16 protein-coding genes are annotated in these 13,098 nt (G+C 74.2%); 5 read left to right on the forward strand and 11 right to left on the reverse strand.

Features of this window, described 5'->3' with window-relative positions; translation table 11 throughout:
* Positions 1-136 precede the first annotated feature (136 nt).
* Positions 137-781 (forward strand): TIGR03085 family metal-binding protein, encoded by a 645-nt coding sequence (locus tag AB0K51_RS11375; RefSeq protein WP_363453069.1) that lies wholly within the window; start codon positions 137-139, stop codon positions 779-781.
* A gap of 145 nt (positions 782-926) precedes the next feature.
* Positions 927-1,709 carry a VOC family protein gene (locus AB0K51_RS11380; RefSeq protein WP_363453071.1) on the forward strand — a complete coding sequence of 261 codons (783 nt, stop codon included), beginning with the start codon at positions 927-929 and terminating at the stop codon, positions 1,707-1,709.
* Between the two features lie 54 nt (positions 1,710-1,763).
* Here AB0K51_RS11380 and hisF read toward each other — a convergent pair whose 3' ends face one another.
* The 8 genes from hisF to hisD are packed head-to-tail and all read right to left on the reverse strand — an operon-like array spanning position 1,764 to position 7,506.
* Complete coding sequence (hisF, locus tag AB0K51_RS11385) at positions 1,764-2,534, reverse strand: imidazole glycerol phosphate synthase subunit HisF (protein ID WP_363453073.1); 771 nt, start codon at positions 2,532-2,534, stop codon at positions 1,764-1,766.
* A complete protein-coding gene (locus AB0K51_RS11390; RefSeq protein ID WP_363453075.1) occupies positions 2,531-2,965 on the reverse strand; it encodes a RidA family protein in 435 nt (144 codons plus the stop codon). The genes hisF and AB0K51_RS11390 overlap by 4 nt, the downstream gene beginning before the upstream one ends.
* Positions 2,962-3,690, reverse strand: coding sequence for a bifunctional 1-(5-phosphoribosyl)-5-((5-phosphoribosylamino)methylideneamino)imidazole-4-carboxamide isomerase/phosphoribosylanthranilate isomerase PriA (gene priA, locus AB0K51_RS11395; protein ID WP_363453077.1), 729 nt, complete (start codon positions 3,688-3,690; stop codon positions 2,962-2,964). Before priA ends, AB0K51_RS11390 begins: the two co-directional genes overlap by 4 nt.
* A 21-nt stretch (positions 3,691-3,711) precedes the next feature.
* Positions 3,712-4,347, reverse strand: a complete 636-nt coding sequence (gene hisH / locus AB0K51_RS11400; RefSeq protein WP_363453079.1) for an imidazole glycerol phosphate synthase subunit HisH — start codon at positions 4,345-4,347, stop codon at positions 3,712-3,714.
* Positions 4,348-4,358: 11 nt separating this feature from the next.
* The gene (locus tag AB0K51_RS11405) at positions 4,359-4,502 is read right to left on the reverse strand and encodes a hypothetical protein (protein WP_363453081.1); all 144 of its coding nucleotides are present in this window, start codon (positions 4,500-4,502) and stop codon (positions 4,359-4,361) included.
* A complete protein-coding gene (gene hisB, locus AB0K51_RS11410; RefSeq protein WP_363453083.1) occupies positions 4,502-5,095 on the reverse strand; it encodes an imidazoleglycerol-phosphate dehydratase HisB in 594 nt (197 codons plus the stop codon). Before hisB ends, AB0K51_RS11405 begins: the two co-directional genes overlap by 1 nt.
* A gap of 6 nt (positions 5,096-5,101) precedes the next feature.
* Positions 5,102-6,202: a histidinol-phosphate transaminase gene (locus AB0K51_RS11415; protein ID WP_363453085.1), complete on the reverse strand. Its 1,101-nt coding sequence runs from the start codon at positions 6,200-6,202 to the stop codon at positions 5,102-5,104.
* Complete coding sequence (gene hisD / locus AB0K51_RS11420) at positions 6,199-7,506, reverse strand: histidinol dehydrogenase (RefSeq protein ID WP_363453087.1); 1,308 nt, start codon at positions 7,504-7,506, stop codon at positions 6,199-6,201. Before hisD ends, AB0K51_RS11415 begins: the two co-directional genes overlap by 4 nt.
* Positions 7,507-7,615: 109 nt before the next feature.
* Here hisD and AB0K51_RS11425 point away from each other — a divergent pair, with 109 nt between their 5' ends.
* The 3 genes from AB0K51_RS11425 (at position 7,616) to ybaK (ending at position 10,575) form a co-directional block, all read left to right on the forward strand.
* Positions 7,616-9,271 carry an oxidoreductase gene (locus AB0K51_RS11425; RefSeq protein ID WP_363453089.1) on the forward strand — a complete coding sequence of 552 codons (1,656 nt, stop codon included), beginning with the start codon at positions 7,616-7,618 and terminating at the stop codon, positions 9,269-9,271.
* Positions 9,272-9,332: 61 nt separating this feature from the next.
* Positions 9,333-10,061 (forward strand): LON peptidase substrate-binding domain-containing protein, encoded by a 729-nt coding sequence (locus AB0K51_RS11430; RefSeq protein WP_363453091.1) that lies wholly within the window; start codon positions 9,333-9,335, stop codon positions 10,059-10,061.
* Between the two features lie 13 nt (positions 10,062-10,074).
* Positions 10,075-10,575, forward strand: a complete 501-nt coding sequence (ybaK, locus tag AB0K51_RS11435; protein WP_363453093.1) for a Cys-tRNA(Pro) deacylase — start codon at positions 10,075-10,077, stop codon at positions 10,573-10,575.
* Positions 10,576-10,600: 25 nt separating this feature from the next.
* Here the strand turns inward: ybaK and AB0K51_RS11440 are convergent, their stop codons facing one another.
* From AB0K51_RS11440 to AB0K51_RS11450, 3 genes are read right to left on the reverse strand one after another with little or no spacing between them, the layout of a single operon-like run.
* Entirely contained in the window at positions 10,601-11,266 is a 666-nt protein-coding gene (locus AB0K51_RS11440) for a DUF2567 domain-containing protein (RefSeq protein ID WP_363453095.1), read from the reverse strand.
* A gap of 53 nt (positions 11,267-11,319) precedes the next feature.
* Positions 11,320-12,123: an ABC transporter permease gene (locus AB0K51_RS11445; RefSeq protein ID WP_363453097.1), complete on the reverse strand. Its 804-nt coding sequence runs from the start codon at positions 12,121-12,123 to the stop codon at positions 11,320-11,322.
* The gene (locus AB0K51_RS11450; RefSeq protein WP_363453137.1) at positions 12,120-13,046 is read right to left on the reverse strand and encodes an ABC transporter ATP-binding protein; all 927 of its coding nucleotides are present in this window, start codon (positions 13,044-13,046) and stop codon (positions 12,120-12,122) included. The genes AB0K51_RS11445 and AB0K51_RS11450 overlap by 4 nt, the downstream gene beginning before the upstream one ends.
* Positions 13,047-13,098: the final 52 nt, after the last annotated feature.

Consider the following 13,098-nt stretch of genomic DNA (forward strand, 5'->3'; position numbering starts at 1 on the left):
TGCGGTCGGCGGGGCCGGTCTGACGACTCGGTCGGATCTCCAGCCATCTCCACCAGCCCCGAGGGAGTTGAAGGGGGCGGGGAGAATGGGGCAGACCGCCCGGCGGGAGTTTCCGGCGAGGGCCTAGGGTGTGGCCATGTCGAGCCACGCCCGGGCTGAGCGCGCCCGTCTTGCCGAACTGCTGTCCGCTGCCGGGCCGGAGGCGCCCACGCTGTGCGCGGGCTGGACCACCAGGGACCTGGCCGCGCACCTGGTGGTGCGCGAGGCCCGGCCGGACGCCGCCGCCGGAATCCGGCTGCGCGCGCTCGCCGGGCACACCGAGAAGGTGCAGAACCGCTACGCGGCCCGCCCGTTCGAGGAGCTGGTGCGGGTCTTCCGGTCCGGCCCGCCGACCCTGTCGCCGTTCCGGCTGCCCGGGGCCGACGCCGCCGCCAACCTGGTCGAGTACTTCGTGCACGCCGAGGACGTCCGCCGCGCGGTGCCGTTCGAGCCCGAGCCGGTGGACCCGGCGCTCGCCGAGGCGCTGTGGAAGCGGGTGCCGGTGGTGGCCAGGTTCTCCGACGCCCGCTCGCCGGTCACCCTGCAGCTGCGCCACCCGGACGGCCGGATGGTGACGTTCCGCCAGGGCGCGGGCGAGGGCCCGGCGGTCACCGTCACCGGGGAGCCCGGCGAGCTGGTGCTCTTCCTGTCCGGGCGCGGCGCCAAGGCCGCGGTGGAGGCGAGCGGCGACCCGGAGGCGGTGGCGCGGGTCGCCGCGGCCCTCCCGCTGCCCGGAAACTGACGACGCGTCCGCCCGACCTGACGACGCGTCGGCCCGACCCCGCGACACGTCGGGGCGGGCCGACGGCGCGTCGGCCGGATTCGTCACACCGGTGTGCCAGCCTGGCGGTGGCCTTCCCGTCCCCGCCCGAAGGAGCAGCACGCCCATGGTCAGCACCGACTTCTGGCTCGGCTCGCCCAACTGGATCGACCTCGGCAGCCCGGACACCGCCGAATCGGCGCTGTTCTACGGCTCGGTGTTCGGCTGGACCCTCCGGTCCGCCGGGCCGGAGTCCGGCGGCTACGGCTTCTTCCAGCAGGACGGGAGGACGGTGGCCGCGGTCGGCCCGCTCACCGAGGAGGAGGCGCTGCCCGCCTGGACGGTGTACTTCCGCGTCGCCGACGCCGACGCCACCGCCAAGGCCGCCGACCAGCTCGGCGGCACCGTCCGCACCGAGCCGGCGGACGTCTTCACCGCCGGGCGGTTCGCCCAGCTGACCGACCCGACCGGCGGGCAGTTCGCGATCTGGCAGTCCGGCGACACCGTGGGCCTGGACGCGGTCGGCGGGGACGGCGGGCTGTGCTGGGCGGAGCTGCACACCTCGGACATCCCGGCCGCGCTGCGCTTCTACCAGGGCCTGTTCGACTGGCGGACCCGGGACTCCGGGGTGGCCGACGTCGACTACACCGTGCTGCGCACCGCCGAGGGCGCGGACGAGTTCGCGGCCTCGTTCGGCGGGGTGGCGGGCGTCCACCCGCGGGTCAACGTGGGCTGGCTGGTGCACTTCGCGGTCGCCGACGCGTTGCTGACCACCGATCAGGTCCGGCAGTCCGGCGGCAGCGTCGTGGTGCCGCCGGAGCAGGTGCCGACGGTGGGCCGGATCGCGGTGCTGGCCGACCCGTTCGGCGCGCAGTTCGCCATCCTGGAGCCGGAGCCCCGGCAGCGGTAGGACGACGCGCGGCGGGTGCGCCCCGGGTCGGGGCGCACCCGCGGTGACGTGCCGTCAGCGCACCGGGTGCCCGGTGGCCCGCAGCTCGTCCTTGACCTGGCCGATCGTCAGGTCGCCGAAGTGGAAGACGCTGGCGGCGAGCACCGCGTCCGCACCGGCGTCGACGGCGGGGGCGAAGTCGGCGAGCTTGCCCGCGCCACCGGAGGCGATCACCGGGACGGCCACGGCCTTGCGCGCGGCGGTGATCATCTCCAGGTCGTAGCCGTCCTTGGTGCCGTCGGCGTCCATCGAGTTGAGCAGGATCTCGCCGGCGCCGAGCTCGGCGGCCCGGGCCGCCCACTCGATGGCGTCCAGGCCGGTGCCGCGGCGGCCGCCGTGGGTGGTGACCTCGAAGCCGGAGGCGGTCTCGGTGCCCTCGGCGCAGCGCCGGGCGTCCACCGACAGCACCAGCACCTGGCGGCCGAAGCGCTGGGCGATCTCGCGGATCAGCTCGGGCCGGGCGATCGCCGCGGTGTTGACGCCGACCTTGTCGGCGCCCGCGCGCAGCAGCCGGTCGACGTCCTCGACGGTGCGCACCCCGCCGCCGACGGTGAGCGGGATGAACACCTGCTCGGCGGTGCGGCGCACCACGTCGTAGGTGGTCTCCCGGGAGCCCGACGAGGCGGTGATGTCGAGGAAGGTCAACTCGTCGGCGCCCTGGGCGTCGTAGAGCTTGGCGAGTTCGACCGGGTCGCCGGCGTCGCGCAGGTTCTGGAAGTTGACGCCCTTGACGACGCGTCCGGCGTCCACGTCCAGGCAGGGGATCACGCGTACTGCGAGGGTCACGGCTGGGTGCCTTCCAAAGTGCGGGCGAGGCCGGGGCGGTAGGCCTCGACCTCGACCTCGACCATCATCCGGGAGTCGATCAGGCCCTGGACCACCACGATGGTGGTGACCGGGCGGACCTGGTCGAAGACTTCCTTGTGGGCGCGGCCGGCCTCGTCGCAGTCCCGGACGTGGGTGAGGTACATCCGGGTGCGGACCACGTCGGCCACGGTGAGTCCGTAGTGGTCGAGCGCGTCGAAGGCCATCTTGAAGGCGGCGATCGACTGCTCGAACGGGTCGCCCTCGGCCTGGACGATCCCCTTGTCGTAGGCGGTGCAGCCCGAGACCAGGACGAAGTCCCCGGCCGCCACCGCCCGGGAGAATCCGTACTGGTCCTCGAAGGGGGACGTTCCGGAGTGACGGGCGGCGGCCACCGGGGTTTCGTCGGTCATCGGGACACAGCCTCCAGGGCCTCTTCGAGGGTGAACTTCTGCTCGTAGAGGGCCTTGCCGACGATCGAACCCTCGACGCCCTCCGGCACCAGGGTGGCGATCGCCCGCAGGTCGTCCAGCGACGACACGCCGCCGGAGGCCACCACCGGGCGGTCGGTGGCGGCGCAGACGTCGCGCAGCAGCTGCAGGTTGGGGCCGGTCAGGGTGCCGTCGCGGTTGACGTCGGTGACCACGTAGCGGGCGCAGCCCTCGGCGTCCAGGCGGGCCAGCACGTCGTACAGCTGGCCGCCGTCGCGGGTCCAGCCGCGGCCGCGCAGGGTGGTGCCGACCACGTCCAGGCCGACGGCGATCTTGTCGCCGTGCTCGGCGATCACCTTGGCCACCCACTCGGGGGTCTCCAGCGCGGCGGTGCCCAGGTTGACCCGGGTGCAGCCGGTGGCGAGGGCGGCGGCCAGCGAGGCGTCGTCGCGGATGCCGCCGGACAGCTCGACCTTGATGTCGAGCCGGCCGGTGACCTCGGCGAGCAGCTCGCGGTTGCTGCCGGTGCCGAACGCGGCGTCCAGGTCGACCAGGTGCAGCCACTCGGCGCCGGCGTTCTGCCAGGCCAGGGCGGCGGCCAGCGGCTCACCGAAGGACGTCTCGGTGCCGGAGGCGCCCTTGACCAGGCGGACCGCCTGGCCGTCGCGGACGTCGACGGCGGGCAGCAGTTCGAGGCGCTTGCTCATATCTGATGGACTCTCAGCTCGTCAGAGGGTGTCGACCCAGTTGGTCAGCAGGGCGGCGCCGGCGTCGCCGGACTTCTCGGGGTGGAACTGGGTGGCCCACAGCGGACCGTTCTCCACGGCGGCGACGAACGGCTGCCCGTGGGTGGCCCAGGTGACCAGCGGCGGCCGCAGCTTCTCGGCGTGCTGCTCCAGGACCCAGTGCCGCACCCCGTAGGAGTGCACGAAGTAGAACCGGGTGTCGGCGTCGAGGCCGGCGAACATCCGGCTGCCCTCGGGCGCGTCCACGGTGTTCCAGCCCATGTGCGGCACGATCGGGGCGTCCAGCGGCTCGACCACGCCGGGCCACTCGTCGCAGCCCGCGGTCTCCACGCCGTGCTCGACGCCCTTCTCGAACAGGATCTGCATGCCGACGCAGATCCCCAGCACCGGCCGCCCGCCGGCCAGCCGGCGGCCGATCACCTGCTCGCCGCGGACCGCCTTCAGTCCGCGCATGCACGCCTCGAAGGCGCCCACGCCGGGGACCAGCAGCCCGTCGGCGTCGAGCGCCTGCTGGAAGTTCGAGGTGACGGTGACGTTCGCGCCGGTCCGCTCGACCGCGCGCTGCGCCGAGCGCAGGTTGCCGGACCCGTAGTCCAGCACCACGACGTTCTTGGACATCTCGCGGCCTCCTAGTAGCGCATGATGCCGGCGGCCAGGCACATGGCCGAGGCGAAGCCGAGGACGAGGATGACGCTCTTCGGCTTCTCCTGCTTCCAGAACGTCCAGACGCCGGTGGCGAAGAAGATCCCGAGGAAGATCAGGACCGTCGCCATCAGAGCGCGCCCTTGGTGGACGGGAGGATGCCGGCCGCGCGCACGTCGCGCTCGGAGGCGTAGCGCAGCGCCCGGGCCAGCGCCTTGAACTGGCACTCCACGATGTGGTGGGCGTTGCGGCCGTACGGCACGTGCACGTGCAGGGCGATCTGCGCCTGCGCCACGAAGGACTCCAGGATGTGCCGGGTCATCGTGGTGTCGTACGAGCCGATCATCGGGGCCATGCCGTCCGGCTCGGTGTGCACCAGGTACGGGCGGCCGGACAGGTCGACGGTCACCTGGGCCAGCGACTCGTCCAGCGGCACGGTGCAGTTGCCGAAGCGGTAGATGCCGACCTTGTCGCCGAGCGCCTGCTTGAAGGCGGCGCCGAGCGCGAGGGCGGTGTCCTCGATGGTGTGGTGGGTGTCGATGTGCAGGTCGCCCTCGGTCTTGACGGTGAGGTCGAAGAGACCGTGGCGGCCCAGCTGGTCGAGCATGTGGTCGTAGAACCCGACGCCCGTGGAGACGTCCGTCTTTCCGGTTCCGTCGAGGTCGATCTCGACCAGGACGGAGGTCTCCTTGGTGGTGCGTTCGACGCGGCCGATACGGGACATGCGGGGTTACAGCTCCTTGGTTGCTTGCGACACGGCGCTCAGGAAGGCGTCGTTCTCGGCGGGGGTGCCGGCGGTGACGCGCAGCCAGCCGGGCACGCCGTTGTCGCGGATCAGCACGCCCTGGTCGAGGATCGCCCGCCACACCGCGTGGGTGTCGGCGAAGCGGCCGAACTGGATGAAGTTGGCGTCGGAGTCGGTCACTTCGAGGCCGAGCCCGCGCAGCGCGAGGACCAGGCGGTCGCGCTCGGACTTGAGCTGCGCGACGTAGCCGAGCAGGGTGTCGGTGTGCTCCAGGCAGGCCAGCGCGGTGGCCTGGGTGACCGCCGACAGGTGGTACGGCAGCCGGACCAGCTGGACCGCGTCCACCACCGCGGCGTCCGCCGCCAGGTAGCCGAGCCGCAGCCCGGCCGCGCCGAACGCCTTCGACATGGTCCGGGTGACCACCAGGTTGGGGCGGCCCGCCAGCAGCGGCAGCAGCGAGGCGCGGTGCGAGAACTCCACGTACGCCTCGTCGACGATCACCATGCTGGGCCCGGCCGCCTGCGCGGCCTCGTACAGCGCGAGCACGGTGTCGGCCTCGACCGCGGTGCCGGTCGGGTTGTTCGGCGAGCAGACGAACACCACGTTGGGCCGCAGCTCGGCGATGGCCCGGCGGGCGGCGTCCAGGTCGATGGTGAAGTCGTCGTCTCGCGGGCCGGAGACCCACTCGGTGCCGGTGCCGCGGGCGATCAGCGCGTGCATCGAGTACGAGGGCTCGAAGCCGATCGCGGTGCGGCCGGGCCCGCCGAAGGTCTGCAGCAGCTGCTGCAGCACCTCGTTGGAGCCGTTGGCGGCCCACACCTGGTCCTTCGTCACCCCGAAGCCGGTGGTGGAGCTCAGGTACGCCGCCAGGCCGGTGCGCAGCTCCACCGCGTCGCGGTCCGGGTAGCGGTTGAGCTGCCGGGCGGCGTCGGCGACCCGCTCGGCGATCCGGGCCACCAGCGGCTCGGGCAGCGGGTACGGGTTCTCGTTGGTGTTCAGCTGGACGGGCACGTCCAACTGCGGTGCGCCGTACGGGGACTGGCCGCGCAGCTCGTCCCGGATGGGGAGGTCGTCGATCTTCGTCACGAGCTGGGGACACTCCACTCGAATCGGGCCTTGATCGCGTCGCCGTGACCGGGCAGGTCCTCGGCCTCGGACAGGGTGACCACGTGCGCGGCGATCCCGGCCAGCGCCTCGCGGTCGTACTCCACCACCTGCACGCCGCGCAGGAAGGTCTGCACCGACAGACCGGACGAGTGGCAGGCGCACCCGCCGGTCGGCAGCACGTGGTTGGAGCCGGCCGCGTAGTCGCCCAGCGAGACCGGCGTGAACCGGCCGAGGAAGATCGCGCCGGCGTTGCGCACCCGCTCGGACACGGCGTGCGGGTCGGCGGTCTGGATCTCCAGGTGCTCGGCGGCGTACGCGTTGACCACCTCCAGGCCCTGGTCCAGGTCGTCGACCAGGATGATCCCGGACTGCGGGCCGCCCAGCGCCTCGGCCACCCGCTCGGCGTGCCGGGTGCGGGCGACCTGGGTCTTCAGCTCGGCCTCGACCGCGTCGGCCAGCTCGACCGAGGCGGTGACCAGCACCGAGCCGGAGGTCGGGCCGTGCTCGGCCTGGCTGATCAGGTCGGCGGCGACCTCGACGGCGTCCGCGGTGCCGTCCGCTAGCACCATGATCTCGGTCGGGCCGGCCTCCGAGTCGATGCCGATCCGGCCCGCGAACAGCCGCTTGGCGGCCGCCACGTAGATGTTGCCGGGGCCGGTGACCAGGTTGACCGGCGCGCACTCCTCGGTGCCCAGCGCGAACATCGCCACCGCCTGGGCGCCGCCGACCGCGTACACCTCGTCGACGCCGAGCAGCGCGCAGGCCGCCAGGATGGTCGGGTGCACCCGGCCGCCGAAGGCCTTCTGCGGCGGCGAGGAGACGGCGATGCCGGTCACCCCGGCCTCCTGCGCGGGCACCACGTTCATCACCACGGAGGACGGGTAGACCGCCAGGCCGCCGGGCACGTACAGGCCGACCCGGTCGACCGGCACCCAGCGCTGGGTCACCGTGCCGCCGGGCACCACCTGCGTGGTGTGGCCGGCGCGGCGCTGGTCGCCGTGGACGGCGCGGGCCCGGCGGATCGACTCCTCCAGCGCGGCGCGCACCTTCGGGTCCAGCTGCTCCAGCGCCTCGGCGATCTGCGCGGCCGGCACCCGGGTGGACTCCAGCCGGACCCCGTCGAAGCGCTCGGTGATCTCGATCAGCGCCGCGACCCCGCGATGGCGCACGTCCTCCGCGATCGGCCGCACCTTCTCCAGGGCGGCCTCGACGTCGAACTCGGCACGGGGCAGCACGTCGCGCGGGTCCACCTGGGAGCCGCGCAGGTCGATTCGAGAGATCACAGGGCCAAGTGTAAGGAGTGGCTGAAACCGGCATCCGGGCATTTCAGTCCGTGATACGAAGGGTGAGACAGTTCAAGATCGTCGGGGCGGGATCGTCGGGGGAGGCACGGTGGAGCAGGCGCCGGAGGAGTGGAGCGAGGCCGAGCGGGGCCTGTGGGAGGCGTTCCGCAGCGGTGAGGTGTACGACCTGCGCACCGAGCAGCCGCGCCGCGCCGCCCGGCTCTACCTGCCCGCCCCGGCCGGCGAGGCCGTCCGGCCCGACGGCGCGGCGGACGGCCCGGACGACCCGTTCGCCGCCGAGGCGTGGGGTCCCGAGCGCACCGTCCGCGCCGAGGTGATCGCCCGCCTGCTGCTGGCCGGCCCGCCGGCCCGCCCCGGCCGGGTCACCTCGCTCAAGCTCACCGGCGCCGCGATCACCGGACAGCTCAGGCTGGCCGGCGGCCGGATCGACAGCTACGTGGAGTTCCAGCTCTGCCGGTTCGACGGCAAGGTGCTGATCTCCGAGGCCTCGATCGGCACCCTGCGGCTGGTCTCCTGCCACGTCCCGCGGATCGAGGCCTCCCGGCTGGCCAGCGACGGCGACGTGCACCTCGCCCGCTGCGGGATACCCGGCGGCATCCGGCTCACCGACGCCCGGATCGGCACCGACCTGCTGCTCAACCAGAGCGCCGTCGGCCCCGACCTGTACGGCCGCGCGGTCTCCGCCGACGGGATGACCGTCAACCAGGACGTCGAGGCCGAACGCCTCGAGCTGCAGGGCGAGTTGAGCCTCCGATCGGCCCGCATCGGCGGCCGCCTGGCCCTCCGCGGCGCCCAGCTGCGGGCCGCCGCCGGCAACCCCAACGCGCTCGACGCCGCCCGGATCAGCGTCGGCCACACCCTGTACCTGGCCAGCTCCGAGGACGCCGGCTGGACCGGCTCGCGCTCCGTGTACGGCTCCGGCTACGGCGAGCCCGTGAACACCGCCGACAACCGGGCCACCAGCTACACCCCGTTCCGCGCCTGGGGCCGGATCCGGCTCTCCGACGCGCGCTTCGAGAACGCCTGCCTGATCTCCCTCGCCGAGTTCCACCTCGGCCCCGGCGAGGAACTCGCGCTCAGCCGGATCCAGTCCCCCGAACTCCGCTTCACCTGCGTCACCCCGCCGACCGGGCCGGTCTCGCTCAGCCGCGCCCGGATCGGCAACCTGATCGACACCCCGGGCAGCTGGCCCACCGCCCACCACGTCTCGCTCACCGGCTTCACCTACGAGGCCCTCCGCCCCGCCGAGGACTTCCCGCTGGAGCGCCGGATCGCCTGGGTCGACTCCGGCAAGGAGTTCCGGCCCGAGGCGTACGAGCAGCTCGCCGCCGCACTGCGCCGTGACGGCGCCGACGAGGACGCCCGCACCGTGCTGCACGCCAAGCAGCGCCGCCGCCGGCGCACCCTCCCGCTGCCCGGCCGGATCTGGGGTCACCTCCAGGACGTCGCGGTCGGCTACGGCTACCGGCCCGGCCGGGCCGCCGCCTGGCTGGTCCTCGCCTGGGCGCTCGGCACCGCGTACTTCGCCGACCACCCGCCCGAGCCGCTCAAGGCCGACGAGGTCCCCACCTGGAACGCCGCGCTGTACGCCGCGAGCAAGGTGCTGCCGCTGGTCGACCTCGGCCAGTCCGGCTGGAACCCCGACCGCACCGGCCAGTGGGTCGCCGCGGCGCTCGTGCTCACCGGCTGGGTGCTCGCCACCACCGCCGTGGCCGGCGTCACCCGGCTGCTCCAGCGCAGCTGACCGCCCGCCCCCGGGCAAAGTCCGGCGCGGGGGCGGCCCCGTGCCAACTACGCTGTCCGCCGTGACTGATCGGCTGCCGCTCTTCCCCCTCAACACGGTCCTCTACCCGGGCCTGGTCCTGCCGCTGCACGTCTTCGAGGAGCGCTACCGCCGGCTGGTCGCCGACCTGCAGAAGCAGCCCGAGGACGAGCCGCGGCGCTTCGGCGTGATCGCCGTGAAGGACGGCCGCGAGGTCGCCCCCGTCCGCGAACTCGACGCCCCCGCAGGCCCGTTGGACGGCATCGGCACCCCCGGCGGCGACCCCATGGACGCCCTGTACGCGGTCGGCTGCGTCGCCGACGTCGCCAACATCCGGGAGCAGCCCGAGGGCCGCTACGAGCTGCTCGTCACCGGCACCACCCGGTTCCGGCTGCGCGCCCTCGACGCCACCGGCCCCTACCTGGTCGGCGACGTCTCGGTCCTGCCCGAGCAGCCCGGCGAAGGCTCGGGCGCCCTCGCCTCCGGCGTCGAACGGGTCTTCCGCACCTACCAGAAGCGCATCGCCGGCGCCCGCGAGGCCAGCCTCACCGGCGACCAGACCCTCCCCGACGACCCGCAGGTGCTCTCCTACCTGGTCGCCGCCGCCACCGTGCTGCCGGTGTCCGTCAAGCAGGAACTCCTCGCCTGCCCCGACACCGCCCAGCGGCTCGCCCGCGAGCTCGAACTGCTCCGCCACGAGACCGCGGTGATCGCCAAGCTCCCCTCGCTGCCCGCCGCCGACCTCACCCGGCAGGCGTTCAGCCCCAACTAGGAGGCCCCTCCCGATGCCGAAGAAGAAGCGCGGCCCGGCCGGCACCCCTGCCCTGCTGAGGCTGGAGCAGGCCGCCGTACCGCACACGGTGCACTACTACGAGGTGACCCAGCACGGCACCGGCGCGGGCTGGGGCGAGGAGGCCGCCGACTCGATGGGCGTCCCCCGGGAGCGGGTGTTCAAGACCCTGCTCGCCGACCTGGACGGCACGCTCGCGGTCGGGGTGGTCCCGGTCTCCGGCCAGCTCGACCTCAAGGCGTTGGCGGCCGCGCTCGGCGCCAAGCGGGCCGCGCTGGCCGACCCCGCGGCGGCCGAGCGCGCCACCGGCTACGTCCTCGGCGGTATCTCCCCGCTCGGCCAGCGCACCGCGCTGCGCACGGTGGTCGACGATTCCGCCCTCGGCCACGCGACGGTCTTCGTCTCGGCGGGCCGCCGCGGCCTGGAGGTGGAGCTCGCCCCTGCCGACCTGGTGCGGCTGACGGGGGCGCGGACGGCGGAGATCGGCCGGGGCTGAACCCCGCCGCCTGCTCCGCCGTCGCCTACTCGCCCGCCGGCTTCTCCCCCGCGGGCGGCGGCAGCGGGGGAAGTGTGGTCGCCCAGTACGGCGGCAGGTCGGGTTCGCGCTTGCCGAACGCCGCGGAGAGGGCCAGCAGCAGGACGGTCGCCGCCATCGGCCAGACCAGCAGCGCGCCGTGTGCGGAGAGCTGCAGGGGGCCGTCGAAGCGGCCGCCGTCGCCGACGGCGAGGGCGTGCGCGCGGAGGTCACTGGTGGGGCCGAGCCGGATGCCGAGCTGCCAGCCGATGACCGAGCCGGCCAGGCCGCCGAGGACCAGGCCGACGGCGACCGCGATGCCGCCGCCGCGGGCGCGGGTCAGCAGGAAGGAGACCAGCGCGGTGAGGATGCCGAAGCCGAGGCCGAGCAGGGCGAAGACGGCGTCGGCGGCGATGCCCTCCTCGCCTTCCGGGTCCAGGTACAGGATCCGGTTGCCCTGGACCTGGAAGCCGATCCGGGGGGCCAGCCAGAGCCACAGGTAGCCGAGCAGGACGCCGAGGACCGCGCCGGCGACGGTGATGAGCGCGCCGATCCCCAGCTCGGGCCCGAGGGGCCGTCGCGGGGCGCGGACGGGCGGCTGCGGCGGGAAGTGCGGCGGGGCGAACGGGTCCGGCCCGGGGGTGCTACCCGCAGGTGTGTTCGGTACGGTCACGGCCCCATCGTTTCACGACCGCCCCCGCAGGTGTCGATCTCCGCCCGGGAAGGTCAGCGGGCGGCCCGCCGGTAGGCCCAGGTGGCGAGGGTGAGGGAGGCCAGGCCGACCGCGCCGCACACCCCGAGGTCGAGGAGCACCCGGGCCCAGTCCGGGTCGGGCGCGAAGGTCAGCGCGAAGGCGTCGACGCCGTAGCTGGACGGCAGCAGGTCGCGCAGCCACTGCACCGCGCCGGGCAGCCGGGAGGCCGGCAGGACGCCCAGCAGCAGCGCCGCGGACATGCCCAACTGCCCGGCCAGCGTGGCGAGTTCCTGCCGCGGGGCGAGCAGCCCGAGGGCCGCCCCGAGCCCGGCCAGCGCGGCCCCGGCCAGCGGGATCACCGCCGCGAGGACCCAGAGCCGACCCATCGGCAGGTCGAACAGCCAGCAGCCCGCCCCGGCGGTGACGAACACCCCGGGCACCGTGAACGAGGCGTACGCGCCGGCGGTGCCGAGCACCACGGAGGCGGGCGGCACCGGGAGCGTCGCGTAGTGGTCGAGGCCGCCGGTCGCCCGCAGTCGGCCGAAGTACTGCGCGAGCAGGTTGAGCGCGACGAAGGCCACCACCAGGACCGCCGAGCCCGCCACCACGGCGTGCGCGGACGGGTTGTCGCCGGGGTCGACCACGCCGCGCATCATCACCAGGATGCCGATGGACTGGAAGGTCGCGACGAACAGCAGCGGGATCCGGGCCACCTTGGCGCGGGCCAGCTGGGCCCGGTAGACCGCGGCCAGCGCGGGCAGCAGCCGGGCGGCGGGGGCGAGCGGCACGGGCCCGGTCGCGGCGGCGGTCGCCGCGGGCGCGTCGAGCAGGGTCATCGGGCGAGGCCTCCGGTCCGGCCGCCGAGCCGGAGGTAGGCGTCCTCCAGGGTGGGGGTGGCGAGGGTGAAGTCGTCGAGCGCGGCGAAGGCGGGGCCGGTGGTGACGGCGGCGACCAGTTCGCGGGCCTCGTCGGGGGTGGTGCGCAGCGTCCAGCGGCGGCCGGTGCGCTCGGCGCGGTCGGCCAGTGCGGCGACTGCGGGGACGCCGAGCGGGGCGTCGGTGCGCCACACCAGGTCGAGCCGGACGTCGCCGTCGACCAGCGCCTTGAGCCCGCCGGGGGTGTCGCAGGCGATCACCCGGCCGCGGTCGACCACGGCGACCCGGTCCAGCACGGTCTCCGCCTCGATGACGTTGTGGGTGACCAGCAGCACGGTGGTGCCGCGTTCGGCGCGGCGGCGGTCGACGGCGCTCCACACGGCGCGCCGGGCGACCGGATCCATGCCGGTGGTGGGTTCGTCCAGCACCAGCAGCGGGCGCTCGCCGACCAGCACGGCGGCGAAGCAGGCCAGCCGGCGCTGGCCGCCGGAGAGCTTGGCGAGCGGGCGGTGGGCGAGCGGCTCCAGGCCGAGCTCGGCGATCACCTCGGCGCTCTCGGCGCGGGCGGCGGAGCGGGTCAGCCCGCGCAGCCGTCCGGTGGTCTCGGCGGCCAGCGCGACGGTGAGCTCGTCGAGGGCGCTGGACTCCTGGCCGAGGTAGCCGAGCAGCCGGGCGGCGCGTTCGGGGTGCCGGACCAGGTCGTGGCCGAACAGGTCGATGCGGCCGGCGTCGGGGCGGAGCAGGCCGGTGAGCTGGCGGACCAGGGTGGACTTCCCGGCGCCGTTGGGTCCGAGCAGGCCGAAGATCTCACCGCGCCGGACGGCGAGGTCGATGCCGTCGTTGGCGCGGACCTCCGCACCGCCCGTGCGGTAGGTCTTGACCAGGCCGCTGACCGTGCAGCAGCTCTGCGGTGCCTTGCTCACGACGGAAGACTCT

The sequence above is a fragment of the Kitasatospora sp. NPDC049285 genome (assembly GCF_040678815.1).
GTDB lineage: Bacteria > Actinomycetota > Actinomycetes > Streptomycetales > Streptomycetaceae > Kitasatospora.

Coding starts and splice junctions, on each gene's coding strand:
- AB0K51_RS11375 (WP_363453069.1), top strand. CDS start 137: ATGTCGAGCCACGCCCGGGCTGAGCGCGCCCGTCTTGCCGAACTGCTG.
- AB0K51_RS11380 (WP_363453071.1), top strand. CDS start 927: ATGGTCAGCACCGACTTCTGGCTCGGCTCGCCCAACTGGATCGACCTC.
- AB0K51_RS11390 (WP_363453075.1), bottom strand. CDS start 2,965: ATGACCGACGAAACCCCGGTGGCCGCCGCCCGTCACTCCGGAACGTCC.
- priA (WP_363453077.1), bottom strand. CDS start 3,690: ATGAGCAAGCGCCTCGAACTGCTGCCCGCCGTCGACGTCCGCGACGGC.
- hisH (WP_363453079.1), bottom strand. CDS start 4,347: ATGTCCAAGAACGTCGTGGTGCTGGACTACGGGTCCGGCAACCTGCGC.
- AB0K51_RS11405 (WP_363453081.1), bottom strand. CDS start 4,502: ATGGCGACGGTCCTGATCTTCCTCGGGATCTTCTTCGCCACCGGCGTC.
- hisB (WP_363453083.1), bottom strand. CDS start 5,095: ATGTCCCGTATCGGCCGCGTCGAACGCACCACCAAGGAGACCTCCGTC.
- ybaK (WP_363453093.1), top strand. CDS start 10,075: ATGCCGAAGAAGAAGCGCGGCCCGGCCGGCACCCCTGCCCTGCTGAGG.
- AB0K51_RS11445 (WP_363453097.1), bottom strand. CDS start 12,123: ATGACCCTGCTCGACGCGCCCGCGGCGACCGCCGCCGCGACCGGGCCC.